Annotated in this window: 14 protein-coding genes; 4 read left to right on the top strand and 10 right to left on the bottom strand. The window is 47.0% G+C overall.

Translation table 11 applies throughout. The features are described from left to right. Window positions 1-70: 70 nt before the first annotated feature. Together purB and ICN41_RS05575 are read left to right on the top strand one after the other, a co-directional pair. Entirely contained in the window at window positions 71-1,450 is a 1,380-nt protein-coding gene (gene purB, locus ICN41_RS05580) for an adenylosuccinate lyase (RefSeq protein ID WP_370629102.1), read from the top strand. Beyond that, complete coding sequence (locus ICN41_RS05575; protein WP_216291835.1) at window positions 1,447-2,808, top strand: 3-deoxy-D-manno-octulosonic acid transferase; 1,362 nt, start codon at window positions 1,447-1,449, stop codon at window positions 2,806-2,808. The genes purB and ICN41_RS05575 overlap by 4 nt, the downstream gene beginning before the upstream one ends. Here the strand turns inward: ICN41_RS05575 and secF are convergent. From secF to queA, 5 genes are all read right to left on the bottom strand, one after another. Further along, window positions 2,805-3,779 carry a protein translocase subunit SecF gene (gene secF / locus ICN41_RS05570; RefSeq protein ID WP_216291833.1) on the bottom strand — a complete coding sequence of 325 codons (975 nt, stop codon included), beginning with the start codon at window positions 3,777-3,779 and terminating at the stop codon, window positions 2,805-2,807. The two genes, ICN41_RS05575 and secF, sit on opposite strands and share 4 nt — an antisense overlap. A gap of 3 nt (window positions 3,780-3,782) precedes the next feature. After that, window positions 3,783-5,642, bottom strand: a complete 1,860-nt coding sequence (secD, locus tag ICN41_RS05565) for a protein translocase subunit SecD (protein ID WP_216291832.1) — start codon at window positions 5,640-5,642, stop codon at window positions 3,783-3,785. Window positions 5,643-5,667: 25 nt separating this feature from the next. Further along, window positions 5,668-5,994, bottom strand: coding sequence for a preprotein translocase subunit YajC (gene yajC / locus ICN41_RS05560; protein WP_216291830.1), 327 nt, complete (start codon window positions 5,992-5,994; stop codon window positions 5,668-5,670). A 132-nt stretch (window positions 5,995-6,126) separates the two neighbouring features. Further along, window positions 6,127-7,284 carry a tRNA guanosine(34) transglycosylase Tgt gene (gene tgt / locus ICN41_RS05555; protein WP_216291828.1) on the bottom strand — a complete coding sequence of 386 codons (1,158 nt, stop codon included), beginning with the start codon at window positions 7,282-7,284 and terminating at the stop codon, window positions 6,127-6,129. Then, window positions 7,281-8,327 carry a tRNA preQ1(34) S-adenosylmethionine ribosyltransferase-isomerase QueA gene (gene queA / locus ICN41_RS05550; protein ID WP_216291827.1) on the bottom strand — a complete coding sequence of 349 codons (1,047 nt, stop codon included), beginning with the start codon at window positions 8,325-8,327 and terminating at the stop codon, window positions 7,281-7,283. Before queA ends, tgt begins: the two co-directional genes overlap by 4 nt. A 9-nt stretch (window positions 8,328-8,336) precedes the next feature. On the opposite strand from queA, the gene recG reads away from it, so the two are divergent. Further along, window positions 8,337-10,427 carry an ATP-dependent DNA helicase RecG gene (gene recG, locus ICN41_RS05545; protein ID WP_370629110.1) on the top strand — a complete coding sequence of 697 codons (2,091 nt, stop codon included), beginning with the start codon at window positions 8,337-8,339 and terminating at the stop codon, window positions 10,425-10,427. A 10-nt stretch (window positions 10,428-10,437) separates the two neighbouring features. Further along, the gene (gene ubiA, locus ICN41_RS05540; RefSeq protein WP_216291823.1) at window positions 10,438-11,301 is read left to right on the top strand and encodes a 4-hydroxybenzoate octaprenyltransferase; all 864 of its coding nucleotides are present in this window, start codon (window positions 10,438-10,440) and stop codon (window positions 11,299-11,301) included. 17 nt (window positions 11,302-11,318) lie between these two features. On the opposite strand, the gene proC is transcribed toward ubiA, so the two are convergent. Genes proC through ICN41_RS05515 form a run of 5 tightly spaced genes read right to left on the bottom strand, consistent with a single transcriptional unit; the run spans window position 11,319 to window position 16,819 of the window. Next, the gene (gene proC / locus ICN41_RS05535; RefSeq protein ID WP_216291822.1) at window positions 11,319-12,176 is read right to left on the bottom strand and encodes a pyrroline-5-carboxylate reductase; all 858 of its coding nucleotides are present in this window, start codon (window positions 12,174-12,176) and stop codon (window positions 11,319-11,321) included. After that, the gene (locus ICN41_RS05530; RefSeq protein WP_216291821.1) at window positions 12,173-12,898 is read right to left on the bottom strand and encodes a YggS family pyridoxal phosphate-dependent enzyme; all 726 of its coding nucleotides are present in this window, start codon (window positions 12,896-12,898) and stop codon (window positions 12,173-12,175) included. Before ICN41_RS05530 ends, proC begins: the two co-directional genes overlap by 4 nt. Further along, window positions 12,895-14,169, bottom strand: coding sequence for a glycolate oxidase subunit GlcF (glcF, locus tag ICN41_RS05525; RefSeq protein ID WP_216291820.1), 1,275 nt, complete (start codon window positions 14,167-14,169; stop codon window positions 12,895-12,897). Before glcF ends, ICN41_RS05530 begins: the two co-directional genes overlap by 4 nt. Before the next feature lie 8 nt (window positions 14,170-14,177). Continuing rightward, window positions 14,178-15,329: a glycolate oxidase subunit GlcE gene (gene glcE / locus ICN41_RS05520; protein ID WP_255537912.1), complete on the bottom strand. Its 1,152-nt coding sequence runs from the start codon at window positions 15,327-15,329 to the stop codon at window positions 14,178-14,180. Continuing rightward, window positions 15,329-16,819 carry an FAD-linked oxidase C-terminal domain-containing protein gene (locus ICN41_RS05515; protein WP_216292217.1) on the bottom strand — a complete coding sequence of 497 codons (1,491 nt, stop codon included), beginning with the start codon at window positions 16,817-16,819 and terminating at the stop codon, window positions 15,329-15,331. The genes glcE and ICN41_RS05515 overlap by 1 nt, the downstream gene beginning before the upstream one ends. Window positions 16,820-16,823: the final 4 nt, after the last annotated feature.

Raw genomic sequence — 16,823 nt, 5'->3', positions numbered from 1 at the left:
TCCTGGGAAAGCTAGGCAGAACGCATTAAAATCAGGTTTTATTGACATATTCAGTGCAAAGGCAATTTCCGTGAGTCAGCCGCTTTCAATCCTTAATGCCCTTTCCCCATTAGATGGCCGCTACGCCGGAAAATTAGATGCCCTTCGGCCTTGGTTATCTGAGGCTGCCTTTATGCGTCAACGTGTGTTTGTGGAAATTCATTGGCTCTTGGCCCTAGCCTCAGCAGGTTTGCCAGATGTACCCAAAATCAATGCAGCTGACGAAGCCTTCTTATTGTCTTTGCCTGAAAATTTCTCTGATGCGGATGCTCAACGCATTAAAGATATCGAGGCCGTAACTAATCATGACGTGAAGGCAGTGGAGTATTTTCTAAAAGAAAAAGTTTCTGATCGTCCGGACTTATTGAAGGCGAGTGAATTTATTCACTTTGCTTGTACTTCTGAAGATATTAATAACACTTCGCATGGCTTGATGTTACGAGGCGCGCGCGATGAAGTATTACTTCCGCAGTTAAATCAGGTTCTAACAGTACTCACTGATTTGGCTATTGAGAATGCTAAGGTTCCCTTGCTCTCGCGCACCCATGGCCAGCCAGCATCCCCAAGCACATTGGGTAAAGAGATTGCCAATATTGCGAAACGTTTAGAGCGCGCAATTGAAGCGATTGCTGCAGTGCCTTTGCTTGGCAAGATGAATGGCGCAGTGGGTAACTACAATGCCCACCTTTCTGCATACCCTGATTTTGACTGGGAAAATTTTTCTAAGAATGTTGTCGAGAAGCGCCTCGGTTTAACTTTTAATCCCTACACCATTCAGATTGAGCCCCATGATGGAATGGCGCAATTGTTTGATGCGATTGCGCGTGCTAATACGATCCTCTTGGATATGGATCGTGACTTCTGGGCATATATCTCTGTAGGTTACTTTAAGCAGCGCACGAAGGCTGGTGAGATCGGCTCTTCCACAATGCCGCATAAGGTCAATCCAATTGATTTTGAAAATTCCGAAGGCAACTTAGGTGTTGCTAATGCCTTATTGCGTCACCTCGCAGAAAAATTACCAATCTCTCGTTGGCAGCGTGACCTGACTGATTCAACAGTACTGCGTAATTTAGGACCTGCGTTTGGTCATAGCGTCTTGGCCTATGACAGCGCTCTACGTGGGCTGGGTAAATTGGAAGTCAATCATGCGGCGATTGCTGCTGACTTAGATGCTTGCTGGGAAGTATTGGCAGAGCCAGTGCAAACCGTGATGCGCCGTTTTGGCATTGAGAATCCATACGAGCAGTTAAAAGAGTTGACTCGTGGCAAAGGCATTAATCAGCTAGATCTACAGAACTTTATCCGTGGATTGAAGATTCCTGATGATGCAAAGGCGCGTTTGCTTGAGATGACTCCTTCATCTTATTTAGGTAAGGCGGTCGAGCTGACCGAACGACTGAAAAAGTGAGTCTAAGCACTACTTCAGAGTACGGGGCTCGTCCTCGTTTCTGGTTTGCTGTTTATCAATTGCTATGGCATCTTTTATTGCCATTAGCTTTTATCCGTCTTGCCTGGCGATCCCGCCATGCTTTTGCTTACTTGCATCACATTCCTGAGCGTCTTGGTTTTGCTTATAGCAAGCCAGTAAAGCAGGGCGTGGTCTGGATTCATGCGGTATCGGTTGGCGAGACTCGCGCCGCCCAACCTCTCATTGAAGCCTATCTTGCAAAAGGAGAGTCGATTCTTCTCACGCACATGACGCTCAATGGGCGCCGTACTGGAAAACAGCTGTTTGGTAAAGAGATTGCTGCGGGTCAAATTCGTCAGGTCTATTTACCCTATGACTTATGTTGGTCAGTTGAGCATTTCCTGAATACCTTCAAACCAAAACTCGGTTTATTTATGGAGACTGAGGCTTGGCCTACTGTAGTTTTTCGTTGTGCTGATAAAGGGCTTCCCTTATTTTTGGTGAATGCCCGTTTATCCGAAAGAAGTGCACGCCGGGTCAATCAATTTGGTAAAGCAGGTCGGGCATTATTTCAGGCTTTTGCCGGGATCTTGGCTCAAACAGAATTTGATGCTGAGCGCTATCGTAGTCTTGGCGTTCAAAATATTGAAGTAGTCGGTAATCTGAAATTTGATGTACCACTAGATCCTGCTTTAGTGCAGCAAGGAAATGCTTGGAAAGAGCATATCCATGCCAGTAAACGCTTGATGGTATGTGCGGCTAGTACGCGAGATGGTGAAGAGGCCATTATTCTGAAAGCGTGGAAAGATTTGCTGCTTAATCATGCTTTTACAGTGCAGCCATTATTGTGTTTAGTGCCACGTCATCCTGAGCGCTTCTCAGAAGTGGCTGATCAGGTTCATGCGGTGGGTTTGAATTTTCGAAGACGGAGTGAATGGCAAGGCATCCCTAAAGACAGCTTAGACCTAGATGTAGTCTTGGGCGATTCCATGGGTGAGATGCCAATGTATTACAGCGCATCTGATCTCGTAGTGATGGGTGGCAGCCTTCTGCGCTTTGGAGGTCAAAATCTGATTGAAGCTTGCGCTGCAGGTTGCCCAGTGTTACTGGGCGAACATACCTATAACTTTCAGCAAGCATCCATCGATGCTTTGGCCTCAGGTGCCGCCAAACAGATTAAAGGGGATTTGCTGCTTGGCGAGCCCATCGCATTGATGGAGGCCTTGAAGTCTTTATTACTCAATCCAGCGGAGTTGGCGCAAATGGCAACAGCTGCTAAGGCTTACTCAATAGAGCACCAAGGCGCGACAAAACGAATTCTTGCCGCCCTAGATCAACAGCATTTTTCTCTTACTTAGACTCGAGCACCAAAGTTCGGGTCATCGTTTCTGGCATTGTCATCGGGCTTCTTATCGCCTTTGACAAGATCTTCACGAGTAACGCCAAGCCACATTGCTAAGGCTGCTGCAACGAAGACTGAAGAGTAAATACCAAACAAAATACCAATGGTGAGAGCCAAGGCAAAGTAGAACAGGGTAGGTCCACCGAAGATCAACATCGCTAGAACCATCATCTCGGTACTACCGTGGGTAATCACGGTACGGCTGATGGTGCTGGTAATTGCGTTGTCAATAATCTCGCGGGTATTCATCTTGCGGTATTTGCGGAAATTTTCACGAATACGGTCAAAGATCACCACAGACTCGTTTACGGAGTAACCCAAAACCGCTAATACCGCAGCTAGCACTGAGAGTGAAAACTCCCACTGGAAGAAGGCAAAGAATCCAAGAATGATGACGATGTCATGCAAGTTCGCAATGATGCCGGCGAGAGCAAACTTCCACTCAAACCGGAACGAGAGATACACCACAATGCCGATGATCACAAAGAGCAGCGCCATCAAACCATCAATGGCCAATTCTTGACCAACTTGCGGACCTACAAATTCGACGCGCTGTAATTTGACACCAGTGGCAGCCGGATCAAGCGCTTGCATCACTGCACTACTTTGGTCAGCAGAAGAAATTAATTTCCCTTCAGCGTCCTTTTGTAAGGGCAGGCGAATCATGACATCCCGCGAGCTACCAAAGTTTTGGATCTGCGTATCTGCATAGCCTAACTTTTCAACCTTGGATCGAATGGAGTCCAGAGGCGCAGTTTGTGGGTAGGTAACTTCCATCACGGTGCCGCCAGTGAATTCAATCGAGAGGTGCAGTCCGTTTTGCCAGAGGAAAAATACTGCCGCTAAGAAGGTAATGAGAGAAATCGCATTGAGCACCAAAGCATGGCGCATAAACGGAATATCTTTTTTGATGCGAAAAAATTCCATGACTTATTTCTCCTGTGGGCGCCAAACTTGGCCAATAGCAAGCTTCTGAATCTTCTTGTGTCTGCCATACCAAAGGTTGACAAGCCCACGAGAGAAGAAGACCGCTGAGAACATTGAAGTCAAGATGCCCAGACAATGTACTACTGCAAAGCCTTTAATTGGGCCCGAGCCAAATGCAAGCAAGGCTAAGCCGGCAATCAAGGTTGTGACGTTCGAATCCAGAATCGTTGCCCATGCCTTGTCAAAGCCGACTGCAATGGCAGTCTGGGGCGCGGCACCATTACGTAACTCTTCACGAATACGTTCATTAATTAACACGTTGGAGTCAATTGCCATACCGAGTGCCAATGCCATAGCAGCAATACCGGGCAGGGTTAATGTGGCCTGTAGCATCGATAAAATTGAGATGAGTAAAACGAGGTTCACCGCCAAAGCAATGACTGAGAAAAAACCAAAGAGCAGGTAATACCCCATCATGAAGATTGCAATGGCAGTAAATCCAATCAACAAGGATTTAAAGCCTTTTTCAATATTTTCTGCACCAAGACTTGGTCCGATGGTGCGCTCCTCAATAATTTCCATAGGAGCAGCAAGTGATCCCGCGCGCAGCAAGAGCGCTAAGTCATTGGCGCTTGCAGTAGTAGGCTGACCAGTGATCTGAAACTTAGACCCAAACTCACTTTGAATAGTGGCAATTGTGAGAACCTCACCTTTACCTTTTTCAAACAAGATCATGCCCATCGGTTTACCAATATTTTCACGGGTAATTTCTTGCATCACACGGCCACCAGCCGCATCTAATGAAATATTGACCGCTGGTCTTTGGTTTTGATCGAAGCCTGCGCTTGCATCGGTAATACGATCTCCGCTAAAAATAACGGATTTCTTAAATACGCCTTGACGCGATTCACCAAAGCGAAACACATCCATTCCAGGAGGCGGTGTTTCGCCAATGGCGATCGTGGAAATAACAGGATCAGCTAAACGTGACTCCAAGGTAGCGGTACGGCCAATGATGTCCTTGGCGCGGGCTGTGTCTTGTACGCCTGGCAACTGCACCACGATACGTTCTGCACCCTGTTGTTGAATTACTGGTTCTTTAACTGCTAACTCATTTACGCGTTTATTGAGGGTGACGATGTTTTGCTTAACAGCGTTATCTTGAACTTCTTTTAAGGCGGTTGGTTTAAATTCGCCAACGAGTTTTGGTGAAAGACCAGTTGGTTTAACCTGCCAGATTAAGTCAGGTTGGCTAGTCATTAAGACGGTACGGGCAGCATCTGCTTCGGCTGTGCTTCCGAAAGTAATCGTGATGGAGTCCGTGCCGCGCTCAATACCTTGATGCCGAATGTTCTTATCGCGCAATTGAGAGCGGATATCGGTTGCCAAAGAAGTCACCTTCTTTTGTACTGCGCCCTTCATATCCACTTGCAAGAGGAAGTACACGCCACCACGCAGGTCAAGACCTAAAGGCATTGGTAGGGCGTTAATTGCACTTAACCAGTCTGGAGTATTGGAGAGTAGATTTAATGCAACGGTGTAATTGGGTTCGTTTGGATCAAGATTGAGCTTTTGCTGTAATAGATCACGAGCGCGCAATTGAATATCAGTGTTATTAAAGCGAATCTTAATTGAGCCTACATTGGCGGCAGCCTCAAAAAAGATTCCGGTGTTTGCGATATTTGCATCCGCCAGAATTTTCTCAACACGAGATTGCGTCGCTAAATCAACCTTGATGGTTGGTTTAGCGGACGAGACCTGAACCGCAGGCGCCTCTCCGTAGAAATTGGGTATTGAATACAGTCCACCGATGATTAAGGCAACGGCAATGACTAAATATTTCCAGAGAGGGTAGCGATTCATATTGAGAAATTTTTCAACAAACTAATTAAGCAGACTTCAAAGTGCCTTTTGGCAAGACCGTTGTAATGGCACCCTTTTGCATTTGTACTTCTGTACCTGAGGCAATTTCAACAGTGACAACTTGATCTTTAAGGGCGGTTACTTTGCCCATGATGCCGCCTACGGTGACTACTTCATCGCCAACTCCCAATGCTTCAAGCATGGCTTTGGTTTCTTTTTGACGCTTCATTTGTGGGCGAATCATGATGAAGTACAAAACTGCAAACATCAAAATGAGGGGGAGGAAGCTCATCAAGCCACCGGAATCTGCGCCCGCGGCAGGAGCCTGGGCAAAAGCGTTACTAATCCACATATAAAACCTCCGTTAAAGACTATTTGGAAACTGCATTAGTTTTAGGCTTTAAAGCAAAGCCGTAAACCCGCAATTCTAAACTGTGTGGGGCTTTGGAGGTGATTTGGCTAGGCTTAGTCCTTTGTAGGGCTATTAGTCCTGTCCGGGCTCAACGCCACGCTGGCGATTGGAATGGAATTCCTCGCGGTAAGCGCTAAAACGATCCTTGGCCAGGGACTCCCTCACTTCAGTCATGAGCTGTAAGTAGTAAGAGAGGTTATGAATAGTATTGAGTTGCGAGCCCAAGATCTCATTGGCCTTTTGGAGGTGGTTTAAGTAGGATCTAGTGAAGTTTTGGCAGGTATAGCAGCTACAGGTCGGATCAACGGGTCGATCATCGTCCTTGTAGCCTGAATTGCGTAGTTTTAAGTCCCCAAAACGGGTAAATAGCCAGCCATTGCGGGCATTTCGGGTAGGCATCACGCAATCAAACATATCTATTCCTAGACTAACGCCCAAAATCAGATCTTCTGGCGTACCTACGCCCATGAGGTAATGGGGCATGTGTTCCGGGAGCTTGGGTGCCGTGAAATTCAAAATTCGCTCAAATTCAGGTTTTGGCTCGCCTACAGAGAGACCGCCGATGGCAATGCCGTCAAAACCCTGTTGGCTGACTGCATCTAAAGAAAATTCTCGGAGATTCTCAAACATCCCCCCTTGGACGATGCCAAATAGACCATTACCTGTGTTTAGCTCCCGAAAACGTTTGAGGGAACGATCACCCCAGCGCAGTGACATTTCTAAAGAAGCACGTGCCGTTTTCTCTGTAGTGGCTTGACCCTTAATCTCATAGGGTGTGCACTCATCAAATTGCATTGCGATATCGCTATTGAGAACGGCTTGAATTTCCATGGAAACTTCTGGAGACATAAACAGTTTGTCGCCATTAATGGGAGATGCGAACGTCACTCCCTCCTCAGAAATTTTTCGCAGCGCCCCTAAGCTAAATACTTGAAATCCACCTGAATCCGTGAGGATTGGTTTATCCCAAGCCATAAAGCGATGAAGACCACCATGTTTTTTGATGACATCCAAACCTGGTCTTAGCCAAAGATGAAAAGTATTACCCAAAATAATTTGCGCTTTTGCTTCTTCCAGATCTCGTGGAGTCATCGCTTTTACAGTGCCATAGGTACCTACTGGCATGAAGATTGGCGTTTGGACGCTACCGTGAGGAAGATCAAGCTGACCTAAGCGTGCAGGACTTTGTGAGTCGCGCGCCAGGATATTAAAGTGCACAGGTTTGGTCATAACTTTGTATTCTCGAGTCGGCAAAGAAACATCGCATCTCCATAGCTAAAGAAACGATATCGTTGATCAATTGCATGTTGATAAGCAGCACGAATATTCTCTACTCCTGCAAAAGCGCTCACTAGCATTAATAGGGTTGATTTTGGCAGATGAAAGTTGGTTAACAAACAATCCACTGTTTTAAATTGAAAGCCGGGTGTAATGAAGAGATTGGTTTCGCCAGTACTTTGGCCGCTAATCGCTTGACTCTCCAGGGCCCTCAGACTGGTTGTGCCTACCGCTATTAGGCGTCCGCCAGCCAGTTTCGTTGCCTCAATTGCCTTTAGGGTTGCCTCGGGAATGGAAAACCATTCGTAATGCATCTTGTGTTTAGAGAGATCTTCTTCGCGCACTGGAGTAAAGGTACCTGCACCGACATGTAAGGTGACAGTAGCTTGTTGCACTCCTTGGGTATTGAATTTTTCTAAGATCGCTTGATCAAAATGTAATCCAGCAGTAGGTGCTGCTACCGCACCTGGATTTTTGGCTATGACAGTTTGGTAGCGTTGAGCATCCTCGCCATCTGGTTGATGTTCAATATAAGGTGGTAATGGAAGCTCGCCAAAGCGCTCGAGTAATGAAAATACATTTTCAGGAAAGCGAACCTCATAAAAGCGTCCGTCATGGCCAATCATTTCAACGGAGAAGGTTTCTCCAGCAGCGTTATGAATCTGCACGAATGAGCCAGTCTTAGGTACTTTAGATGCCCTAATTTGAACCCAGGCTTGTTGTTCTCCGCTAATGCGTTCAATGAGGAGCTCAACAACTCCCCCCGTATCCTTTTTGCCATGCAGACGAGCTGGAATCACTTTGGTATCGTTGAATACTAATAAGTCCCCAGGTCTAACAAGGTCAAGGATTTCTCTAAACTGGCGATCAACTAATTGGGCGTGTTTGCCCACCTCTGGCCTGATCTCAAGGAGGCGGCTATCGGTTCTATTCGCTAAGGGATGTTGGGCGATTAGATCGGGAGGAAGTTCGTAATTGAAGTCGGAAAGTTGCATAGCATTACCATCAGGTATGAGATTTTAACGATGACTACTAAACAAGCGCCAACTTCACTCCAAAAAATGGGTTTAAACAGCCCCATGGCCCTTGCTTTGCATCTGCCATCTCGCTATGAAGATGAAACAGAGTTGCTGAGTATTGAAGAGGCTATCCATCATGGCCGTTTCAATGCCGTTCAAACTCAGGGCATTGTTATTCGGAATCAAGTCCTCTTTAGGCCAAGAAGACAGATGCTAGTCACGATTGAGGATGAAACGGAAACCCTTCAGTTACGTTTCCTGAATTTTTATCCCAGCCAGCAAAAGCAAATGGCAGTGGGAACCCATATTCGAGTTCGCGGAGACATTCGTGATGGGTTTCAGGGCTCTGAGATGGTGCACCCCACCGTGCGAGCCGTATCTCCTGATGCGCCATTGCCAAGCAGTTTGACACCTGTCTATCCAGCGAGTGCTGGAATTTCACAAACCATTATCCGTAAGGCAGTGACACAGGCACTTCGTGATCCTAGTCTGCAAGAGAGTTTGGCTGAATTCTTGCCAAAGCAATTAATGGCTCAGCTCTTACCAAGTCACGATTGGCCAAACTTACAGGCAGCCATTACATATCTTCATCAGCCGCCAGCAGATGCAAATACACAAGCACTTTTAGAGCGAACCCATCCCGCTTGGAGGCGAGTGCAGTTTGAAGAATTGCTAGCCCAACAAATTTCTTTGAAAAGAGCGCATGCCATACGCCGAGAGCGTCATGCCCCTAGCTTTACTCCATTAGAAAAAAAGAGTTCGAGCATTGAAGCGGGATTGCTGGAGATCTTGCCTTTTGCGCTGACCAAAGCACAAGAGCGTGTTTGGGCTGAAATTGGCAATGACCTATCCACCTCTTTCCCGATGAATCGTCTTTTGCAGGGTGACGTGGGTAGCGGCAAGACAGTAGTCGCTGCTTTAGCGGCAGCCCGTGTGATGGATCACGGCTATCAGGCGGCGGTCATGGCTCCTACTGAAATTTTGGCTGAGCAACATTACCTCAAGATGAAAGAATGGTTTGAGCCACTTGGAGTCAAGATTGCCTGGCTATCGGGCAGCCTTAAGGCTAAAGAAAAAAGACTTGCTCAAGAAATGATTGAGAGTGGGCAAGCGCAGTTGATTATTGGCACGCATGCTTTGATTCAGGAAAACGTTCGCTTTGCTAAGTTAGGTTTAGCGGTCATCGATGAGCAGCATCGCTTTGGAGTAAGACAGCGCTTAGAAATACAGCAACGTGTTGGCTCCGAATTGTTTTATTGCCATCAATTGATGATGTCAGCAACGCCTATCCCTCGTACATTGGCGATGACGTATTACGCTGACTTGGATGTGTCGGTCATTGATGAATTGCCGCCTGGTCGTAAACCCATTGCAACCAAAGTGGTGAAGGCGAGTCGCCGTGATGAAGTCATTAGCGGACTGCATAGCTGGTTAGAAAAGGGCTTGCAAGCGTATTGGGTATGCCCATTGATTGAAGAATCTGAGGTGCTCCAATTACAAACGGCGATAGAAAGCTTTGAACAGCTCACGCAAGCACTCCCAGACTTTAAGGTGGGCTTAGTGCATGGTCGATTAAAGGCAGATGAAAAAGCAGCCGTGATGGCCGCCTTTAAGGCAAATGAGATTCAGCTACTAGTTGCCACAACAGTGATCGAAGTAGGTGTAGATGTCCCCAATGCTGCGCTGATGGTAATTGAGCACGCAGAGCGTTTTGGTTATGCCCAGATTCATCAATTACGTGGGCGTGTAGGCCGAGGCTCAGCCGATTCAGTTTGTATCTTGATGTATGCGGAGCCGCTATCCATGGCAGCTAAGGAGCGTTTACAAACTTTGCGGGAAGTTTCAGATGGCTTTGTGATTGCAGAGCGAGACTTATCACTCCGTGGCCCAGGAGAATTATTAGGCGCCAAGCAATCCGGCGATGCGATGTTGCGTTTTGTCGATTTACAAAGAGACGCTTGGTTAATTGAATTGGCGCAGCAGGCTGCTGATCGCCTCTTAGCCAACCATGCTGATATCGTGGAGCGTCATTTGGAGCGCTGGCTTGGAGCTCGGGCAGAGTTTTTAAAGGCATGATAATAAGCACATGGCTTTAATGGATCGTCTCACTTCCTATGCATATCTGATCCGGTTGGACAAACCGATTGGTACGCTGTTGCTTTTATGGCCGACCTTATGGGCGCTCTGGTTAGCTAGTAGTGGCGTTCCTGATTTTTCGATCCTACTGATTTTTATTGTGGGTACCTTTTTGATGCGCAGCGCAGGCTGTGCCATCAATGATTACGCAGATCGCGACTTTGATCGACATGTATTAAGAACTCAAGGTCGTCCAGTCACGAGTGGCAAGATCTCGGGCAAGGAGGCGGTAGGTGTTGCAGCGGTCCTAGCGTTATTGGCCTTCTTATTGATTCAACCTCTAAATGCCTTTACAAAACAATTATCGGTTCTGGCTTTGCTGGTGGCATTTATCTACCCCTTTACCAAGCGATTTTTTGCTATGCCCCAGGCAGTTTTAGGAATTGCCTTCGGATTTGGTATTCCGATGGCTTACGCAGCAATCTTAGATTTCATTCCTTTTGAAGCATGGGTTTTATTCGTTGGCAATATTTTTTGGGCTATCGCTTACGACACTGCCTATGCGATGGTCGATCGAGATGATGACATTCGTCTAGGTTTGCGTACTTCAGCAATCACCTTTGGTCGCTACGATGTGATTGCAATTGGACTAAGTTATGGAGTGCTATTTATCAGCCAATTCTGGGTTGCAAACATAGCAAACCTCAGTAATTACTTTTTAATTGGTTGGTTTGCCGCTCTAGCTTGCGCCATCTATCACATGAAATTAGTTTCTACCCGTAAAAGAGAAGATTGCTTCTTAGCGTTTCGCCACAACAATTGGTTAGGCGGATTTTTATTTCTAGGAATTGTGCTTGGTTTGAGTCTGAACTAGATTGAGCTGAGTTGCGCTTAGCTCTTACCTAGTTCATCACCCATCACTTTGCCGCGCTGATCGGCTGCGGCAATGGCTTTTTCTAGGATGGCATGCCAGCCATCTTGATTTAAGACTTCCAAGGCAGCTGCCGTAGTGCCACCTTTAGAGGTGACTCTCTCGCGCAATACGCTTGCTGACTCATTGGAGTTTTGAGCAAGTTGTGTAGCGCCCTCAAGCGTAGCGTAGGCAAGTTTTCTGGCGGCTTGAGCATCTAAGCCTAATTTTTCACCAGCAGATTGCATTGCTTCCAGAAAAGCAAATACATAGGCGGGCCCACTGCCAGAAACTGCTGTGACAGCATCCATTAATTTTTCTTCTGATACCCAAACTGCTTGTCCAACGGCATTACAAATCGTTTCGGCTAAGGCGCGGTCATCTTGGGTGATATTCAGGTTTGCAAATAACCCAGTAATTCCTTTGCCAATCAAGGCTGGGGTATTTGGCATAGCACGTACGCAGCGTGTGTGATCGAGCCAGCGACTCATATCTGCTAAGCGAATACCTGCGGCAATACTGAGCACTAATGACCCTGAAGCGGAAGCATGTTTTAGCTTAGGAGCTAATTCCTTAGCTGCGATATTGAAATCTTGAGGCTTGATCGCCATGACCAAGACATTATTTTTTGCAAAATCAAAAGTAATATTTTCTAAAGCAGGAATGATTTGCACCTTAAGGTCATCTTGCAGTTGTTGTGCAGTAGTCGCGTTTGCTTCTATAACTGAAATTTGATCTGCTTTAAAGCCGTTAGCAATCAGACCACTGATTAAGGCGCGGCCCATATTGCCGCCGCCAACAAAAGTAATGTGGGTATTAGGGTTGATCTTTGAACTCATAGCCGGATTTTATCCCGCTTCCCAAAAATAGCACTTCCTACTCGTACCATTGTGCTGCCTTCCAGAATGGCGGCTTCTAAGTCATCAGACATTCCCATAGAAAGGGTGTCAAAAAATTGATATCCAGGCTCGTTAGCATGTGCTGCAAGAATATTAGCAAAGCACTCACGTACTGCAGCAAAGGCTTTACCTTGTAAGGCTGGATCATCATTGGGCGCGGGGATGGCCATCAAACCCCGAAGTACTACATTTGGTAATGTAGAGATTGCAGTACACAAGGCTTCAGCCTCAATTAAAGGCACGCCACTCTTACTATCTTCTTCGCTTACATTCACTTGTACACAAAGTTGGAGAGCTCTTAGGTTAGGAAACTCCCCACGTTGAACTGATAAGCGTTCGGCGATCTTTAGACGATCTACGCTGTGAACCCAATCAAGATGCTCTGCTACTTCTCTTGTTTTATTGCTTTGAAGTGGGCCTATGAAGTGCCACTCGAGCTGTGAGCGAAATTTTGCAAGTATTTGGATTTTTTCAACGGCTTCCTGAACGTAATTCTCGCCAAAAGCAGACTGACCAGCATGCATTGCATCTTCGACAGCGCTTGCTGGAAAAGTTTTGCTCACCGCGAGCAGGGCAACATCTTCAGGGGCTCGCTTAGCAGCAATGGCAGCAAGCTCAATGCGCTCTCGCACCTGCATTAGCTTGGCAGCAATAGAGTTCATCTCGCTTTTGGCTGACTAATGAGCTGATCTACGATTTCAATCCAGTGCATGACGGGCTTGTCATCACTCTGTAAGTGGGTAATGCAACCAATATTTCCGGAAACAATCACATCGGCATCAAATTCTTCGCAGGCAGTATGAAGATGCGCTAATTTATTTTTACGCAACTGCTCAGAGAGTTCTGGTTGAGTAACAGAGTAGGTGCCTGCCGATCCACAGCAAAGGTGACTGTCTGTACAGAGGCGAACGCCAATGCCAATGCTGGTGAGTAAGCCCTCTACCTTGCCACGAATTTGTTGACCATGTTGCAAAGTGCAAGGTGGGTGATACACCACGCCTGGCTTTGGATCGCTGCCAATGAGCTCTAGCAATTCAGTTTGCAAGTCAGGCAATATCTCCGCAATATCTTTAGTTAACTCAGAAATTTTTTTGGCTTTACTTGCGTATTGTGGATCACCTGCGAGCAGGTGGCCGTAATCTTTGACCATGACACCGCAACCTGAGGCGGTCATCACAATGGCTTCTACCCCTTGCTCTACAAGAGGCCACCAAGCATCAATATTTTGTTTGGCATTATCCAAGCCGCCCGCTTGATGATTTAGATGAAAGCGCAAAGCGCCACAGCATGTTGCATTCGGTGCGGATACAAGTTGAACCTTTAGTGCATCCAAAACACGCGCAGTTGCTGAATTGATATTAGGCAACATGCCTGGCTGAACGCAGCCTTCTAATATCAACATCTTGCGTGCATGGGCATTACTAGGTCTTGCATGCGGGTTGGTGGATGGCGCATGCGCTTTATTTTTATGTTTTGGAATTTTGCGTTGAATACCACTTGGCATTAATGGGCGAACTAAACGACCTAAAGCCATTGCAGAATTAAACAAGGCTGGTTTAGTCAGGCCCTCCTTAAGCGCCCAGCGCGTAAGTCTTTGTCCTAGGGGGCGCTCAGGCGTATTTTCTTCTGCCCATTGACGACCAATATCAATCAATTTCCCATATTGCACACCGCTTGGACAAGTGCTTTCACAATTTCGACAAGTGAGGCAGCGGTCTAAATGCAAGCGGGTTTTTTCAGTTGGCTTTTGACCTTCTGCCATTTGTTTAATGAGGTAAATACGACCACGAGGTCCGTCTAACTCATCGCCTAGTAGTTGATAAGTAGGGCAGGTCGCAGTGCAAAAACCGCAGTGAACACATTTACCAAGAATGCGCGCTGCCTCAACACCTTCAGGCGTATTAATAAATTGTGGGGCGAGTTGTGTTTGCATGGATGTGCTTAAGGAAGGCGTGAAGTGGCAAATACGCCAGCAGGATCAAAGGCCGCTCTCAGACGGGTCTGGACAACTTCAAGTGCCTTAGAGTGCGCTTGTTCGCTAAGTAAGGTAAAGCGTTGTAGAGCAGGATCAACCCCAGCGCCCTGCTTAAAGCGGCTTGCGTGACCACCATGAGCGTTGGCCAACTGTTTGATGCTGGCAAAAGTAGCTTCATCACCAGGCGCTTTAATCCAACGCTGTTGTCCATGCCATTCCAACACAACTTCATTGGCTGCATTTGGAATACTCAATGGCCCGCATGCAGCAGGGAGTGCCAGGCGATAAAGCGTTTGATCAGCACCAAGTTGATTAAAGGCCGGCAATTGTTGCTCGCGTAGATCTCTCCAGAAAGCGTTAGCAGTTTGTGGGTCCACCTCGCTTGCCAGAACTAAAGAGCTCATTAAGGGAATCGCTGCTTTGACAGCAGCAGCAGCGCCAGCTAGGCGAATCATTAGTACACCATCGCCACCGGATGCGTTACCAATCCAGCAGCTTGCTGACAGAGGTAATGGTTGACCTGCCCATTCATTTAGCACTTTAAGTGCTTGAGCTTGAGAAATCTCGCAGCGTAATGTGGCTGTCGCTGCTGGCTTTGGTAATACTTTGACGGACGCCTCTAGGAGTAGGGCAAGAGTACCCATGGATCCTGGAATCAAGCGAGAGACATCATAGCCCGCTACGTTCTTCATTACTTTTCCGCCAAAGGAGAGGTCTTGACCTTTTCCATCCATTACGCGGGCGCCTAATACAAAATCTCGAAAATTACCTACACTGATTCGACCAGGTCCAGCAAGTCCTGCTGCAATAGCGCCACCAAAAGTAGTCTGTTCACCAAAGTGAGGTGGCTCAAACGCGAGCACTTGATTCTTTTCTTCAAGAGCCGCTTCAATTTCTTTTAAGGGTGTGCCTGCACAGGCTGTGATTACCAATTCCTCTGGTTGATATTCCAGAATGCCTGAATAAGTACGGGTATTTAACTTGGCATAGTTATTGGGATTGCCATACCAAGACTTACTGGTACCACCTTCAATGGAAAGGGCGGTCTTATGATTGGCGGCGTTCAGAATCTGCGCCTGAAAGTCCTGAATAGCAGGACTCATATTGGAGTTCGACATTAGAAGCGCTCCAATTCAGGATGTGGGAGCTTGCCGCCACTGATGCGCATACGACCATATTCCGCGCAACGATTTAAGGTGGGAATGGCTTTATCCGGATTGAGTAATTTTTCTGGATCAAAAGCACTCTTCACACCCCAGAAAGCTTCTCGTTCGTTTTCGCCGAACTGTATGCACATTGAATTAATTTTTTCAATGCCGACGCCATGCTCACCAGTGATCGTGCCACCAAGCTCAACACAAGCCTCCAAGATTTCAGTACCAAATTCTTCTGCACGATGCCATTCATCTTGATCGGCGCCGTTAAATAAAATCAGGGGATGCATATTGCCATCACCAGCATGGAACACATTGAGGCAGCCTAAGCCATACTTCTTTTCCATAACTTGAATGCGCTTGAGCAAGGTAGCGATATGTCTGCGTGGAATGGTGCCATCCATGCAGTAGTAATCAGCCGCTAGACGTCCAGCAGCGGGGAAGGCGTTTTTGCGACCGCTCCAAAATTTCAGGCGTTCAGATTCATCTTTGGAAATTTGAATGCCACTAGCACCGGACTCTTCTAGTACCTTAGTCATGCGTGCAATCTCTTCGGCCACTTCTTCTGGAGTGCCATCAGATTCGCATAGCAAAATAGCTTCGGCTTCTAAGTCATACCCAGCATGGACAAACTCTTCTACTGCGCGGGTAGTGGCCTTATCCATCATCTCTAATCCAGCAGGAATAATTCCGGCGGCGATGATGGCAGCAACAGCATTGCCACCCTTTTCAATGTCATCGAAACTGGCCATGATCACGCGAGCTAATTTTGGCTTAGCAACTAATTTCACAGTGACCTCAGTAACTACTGCCAACATGCCTTCACTACCCATCATGATGGCAAGTAAATCCAATCCTGGAGAATCTGGAGCCATGCTACCGAATTCAATAATCTCGCCGCTCATCAAAACGCCGCGCACGCGCAGAACATTGTGTAAGGTCAGACCATATTTGAGGCAGTGAACGCCACCAGAGTTTTCATTTACATTGCCGCCAATAGAGCAGGCAATTTGTGAAGAAGGGTCTGGAGCGTAATACAGACCGAGATGCGCTACTGCTTCTGAGATTGCAAGATTACGTACCCCTGGTTGCACAACTGCTGTCCGAGTAAATGGATCAATGCTGAGAATTTTCTTCAGCTTCGCTAAGGAGAGTACTAAGCCCTGAGAAATTGGCATAGCGCCACCAGAGAGCCCTGTTCCAGATCCGCGTGGCACCACCGGAATTTGCATTTCAAAGCAAATTTTCAAAATCTGTGCAACTTGCTCTTCTGTCTCAGGCAGAGCAACAGCTAGAGGCATGCGGCGATAGGCTGCCAATCCATCACATTCATAGGGAATGGTGTCCTCAGGCTCCCACAGTAGGGCATGCTCTGGGAGGATAGGGCGCAGGGCCGAGACGAGTTTTGACTGGAGTGCGCTAATAGCGGCTATATCGGGGGGCGGGGTCACCATATTC

This window comes from Polynucleobacter sp. 15G-AUS-farblos, assembly GCF_018882445.1.
Taxonomy (GTDB): Bacteria; Pseudomonadota; Gammaproteobacteria; order Burkholderiales; family Burkholderiaceae; genus Polynucleobacter.
The sequence above is the reverse complement of the archived record's forward strand: the minus strand, read 5'-3'. Positions and strand labels throughout refer to the sequence as shown.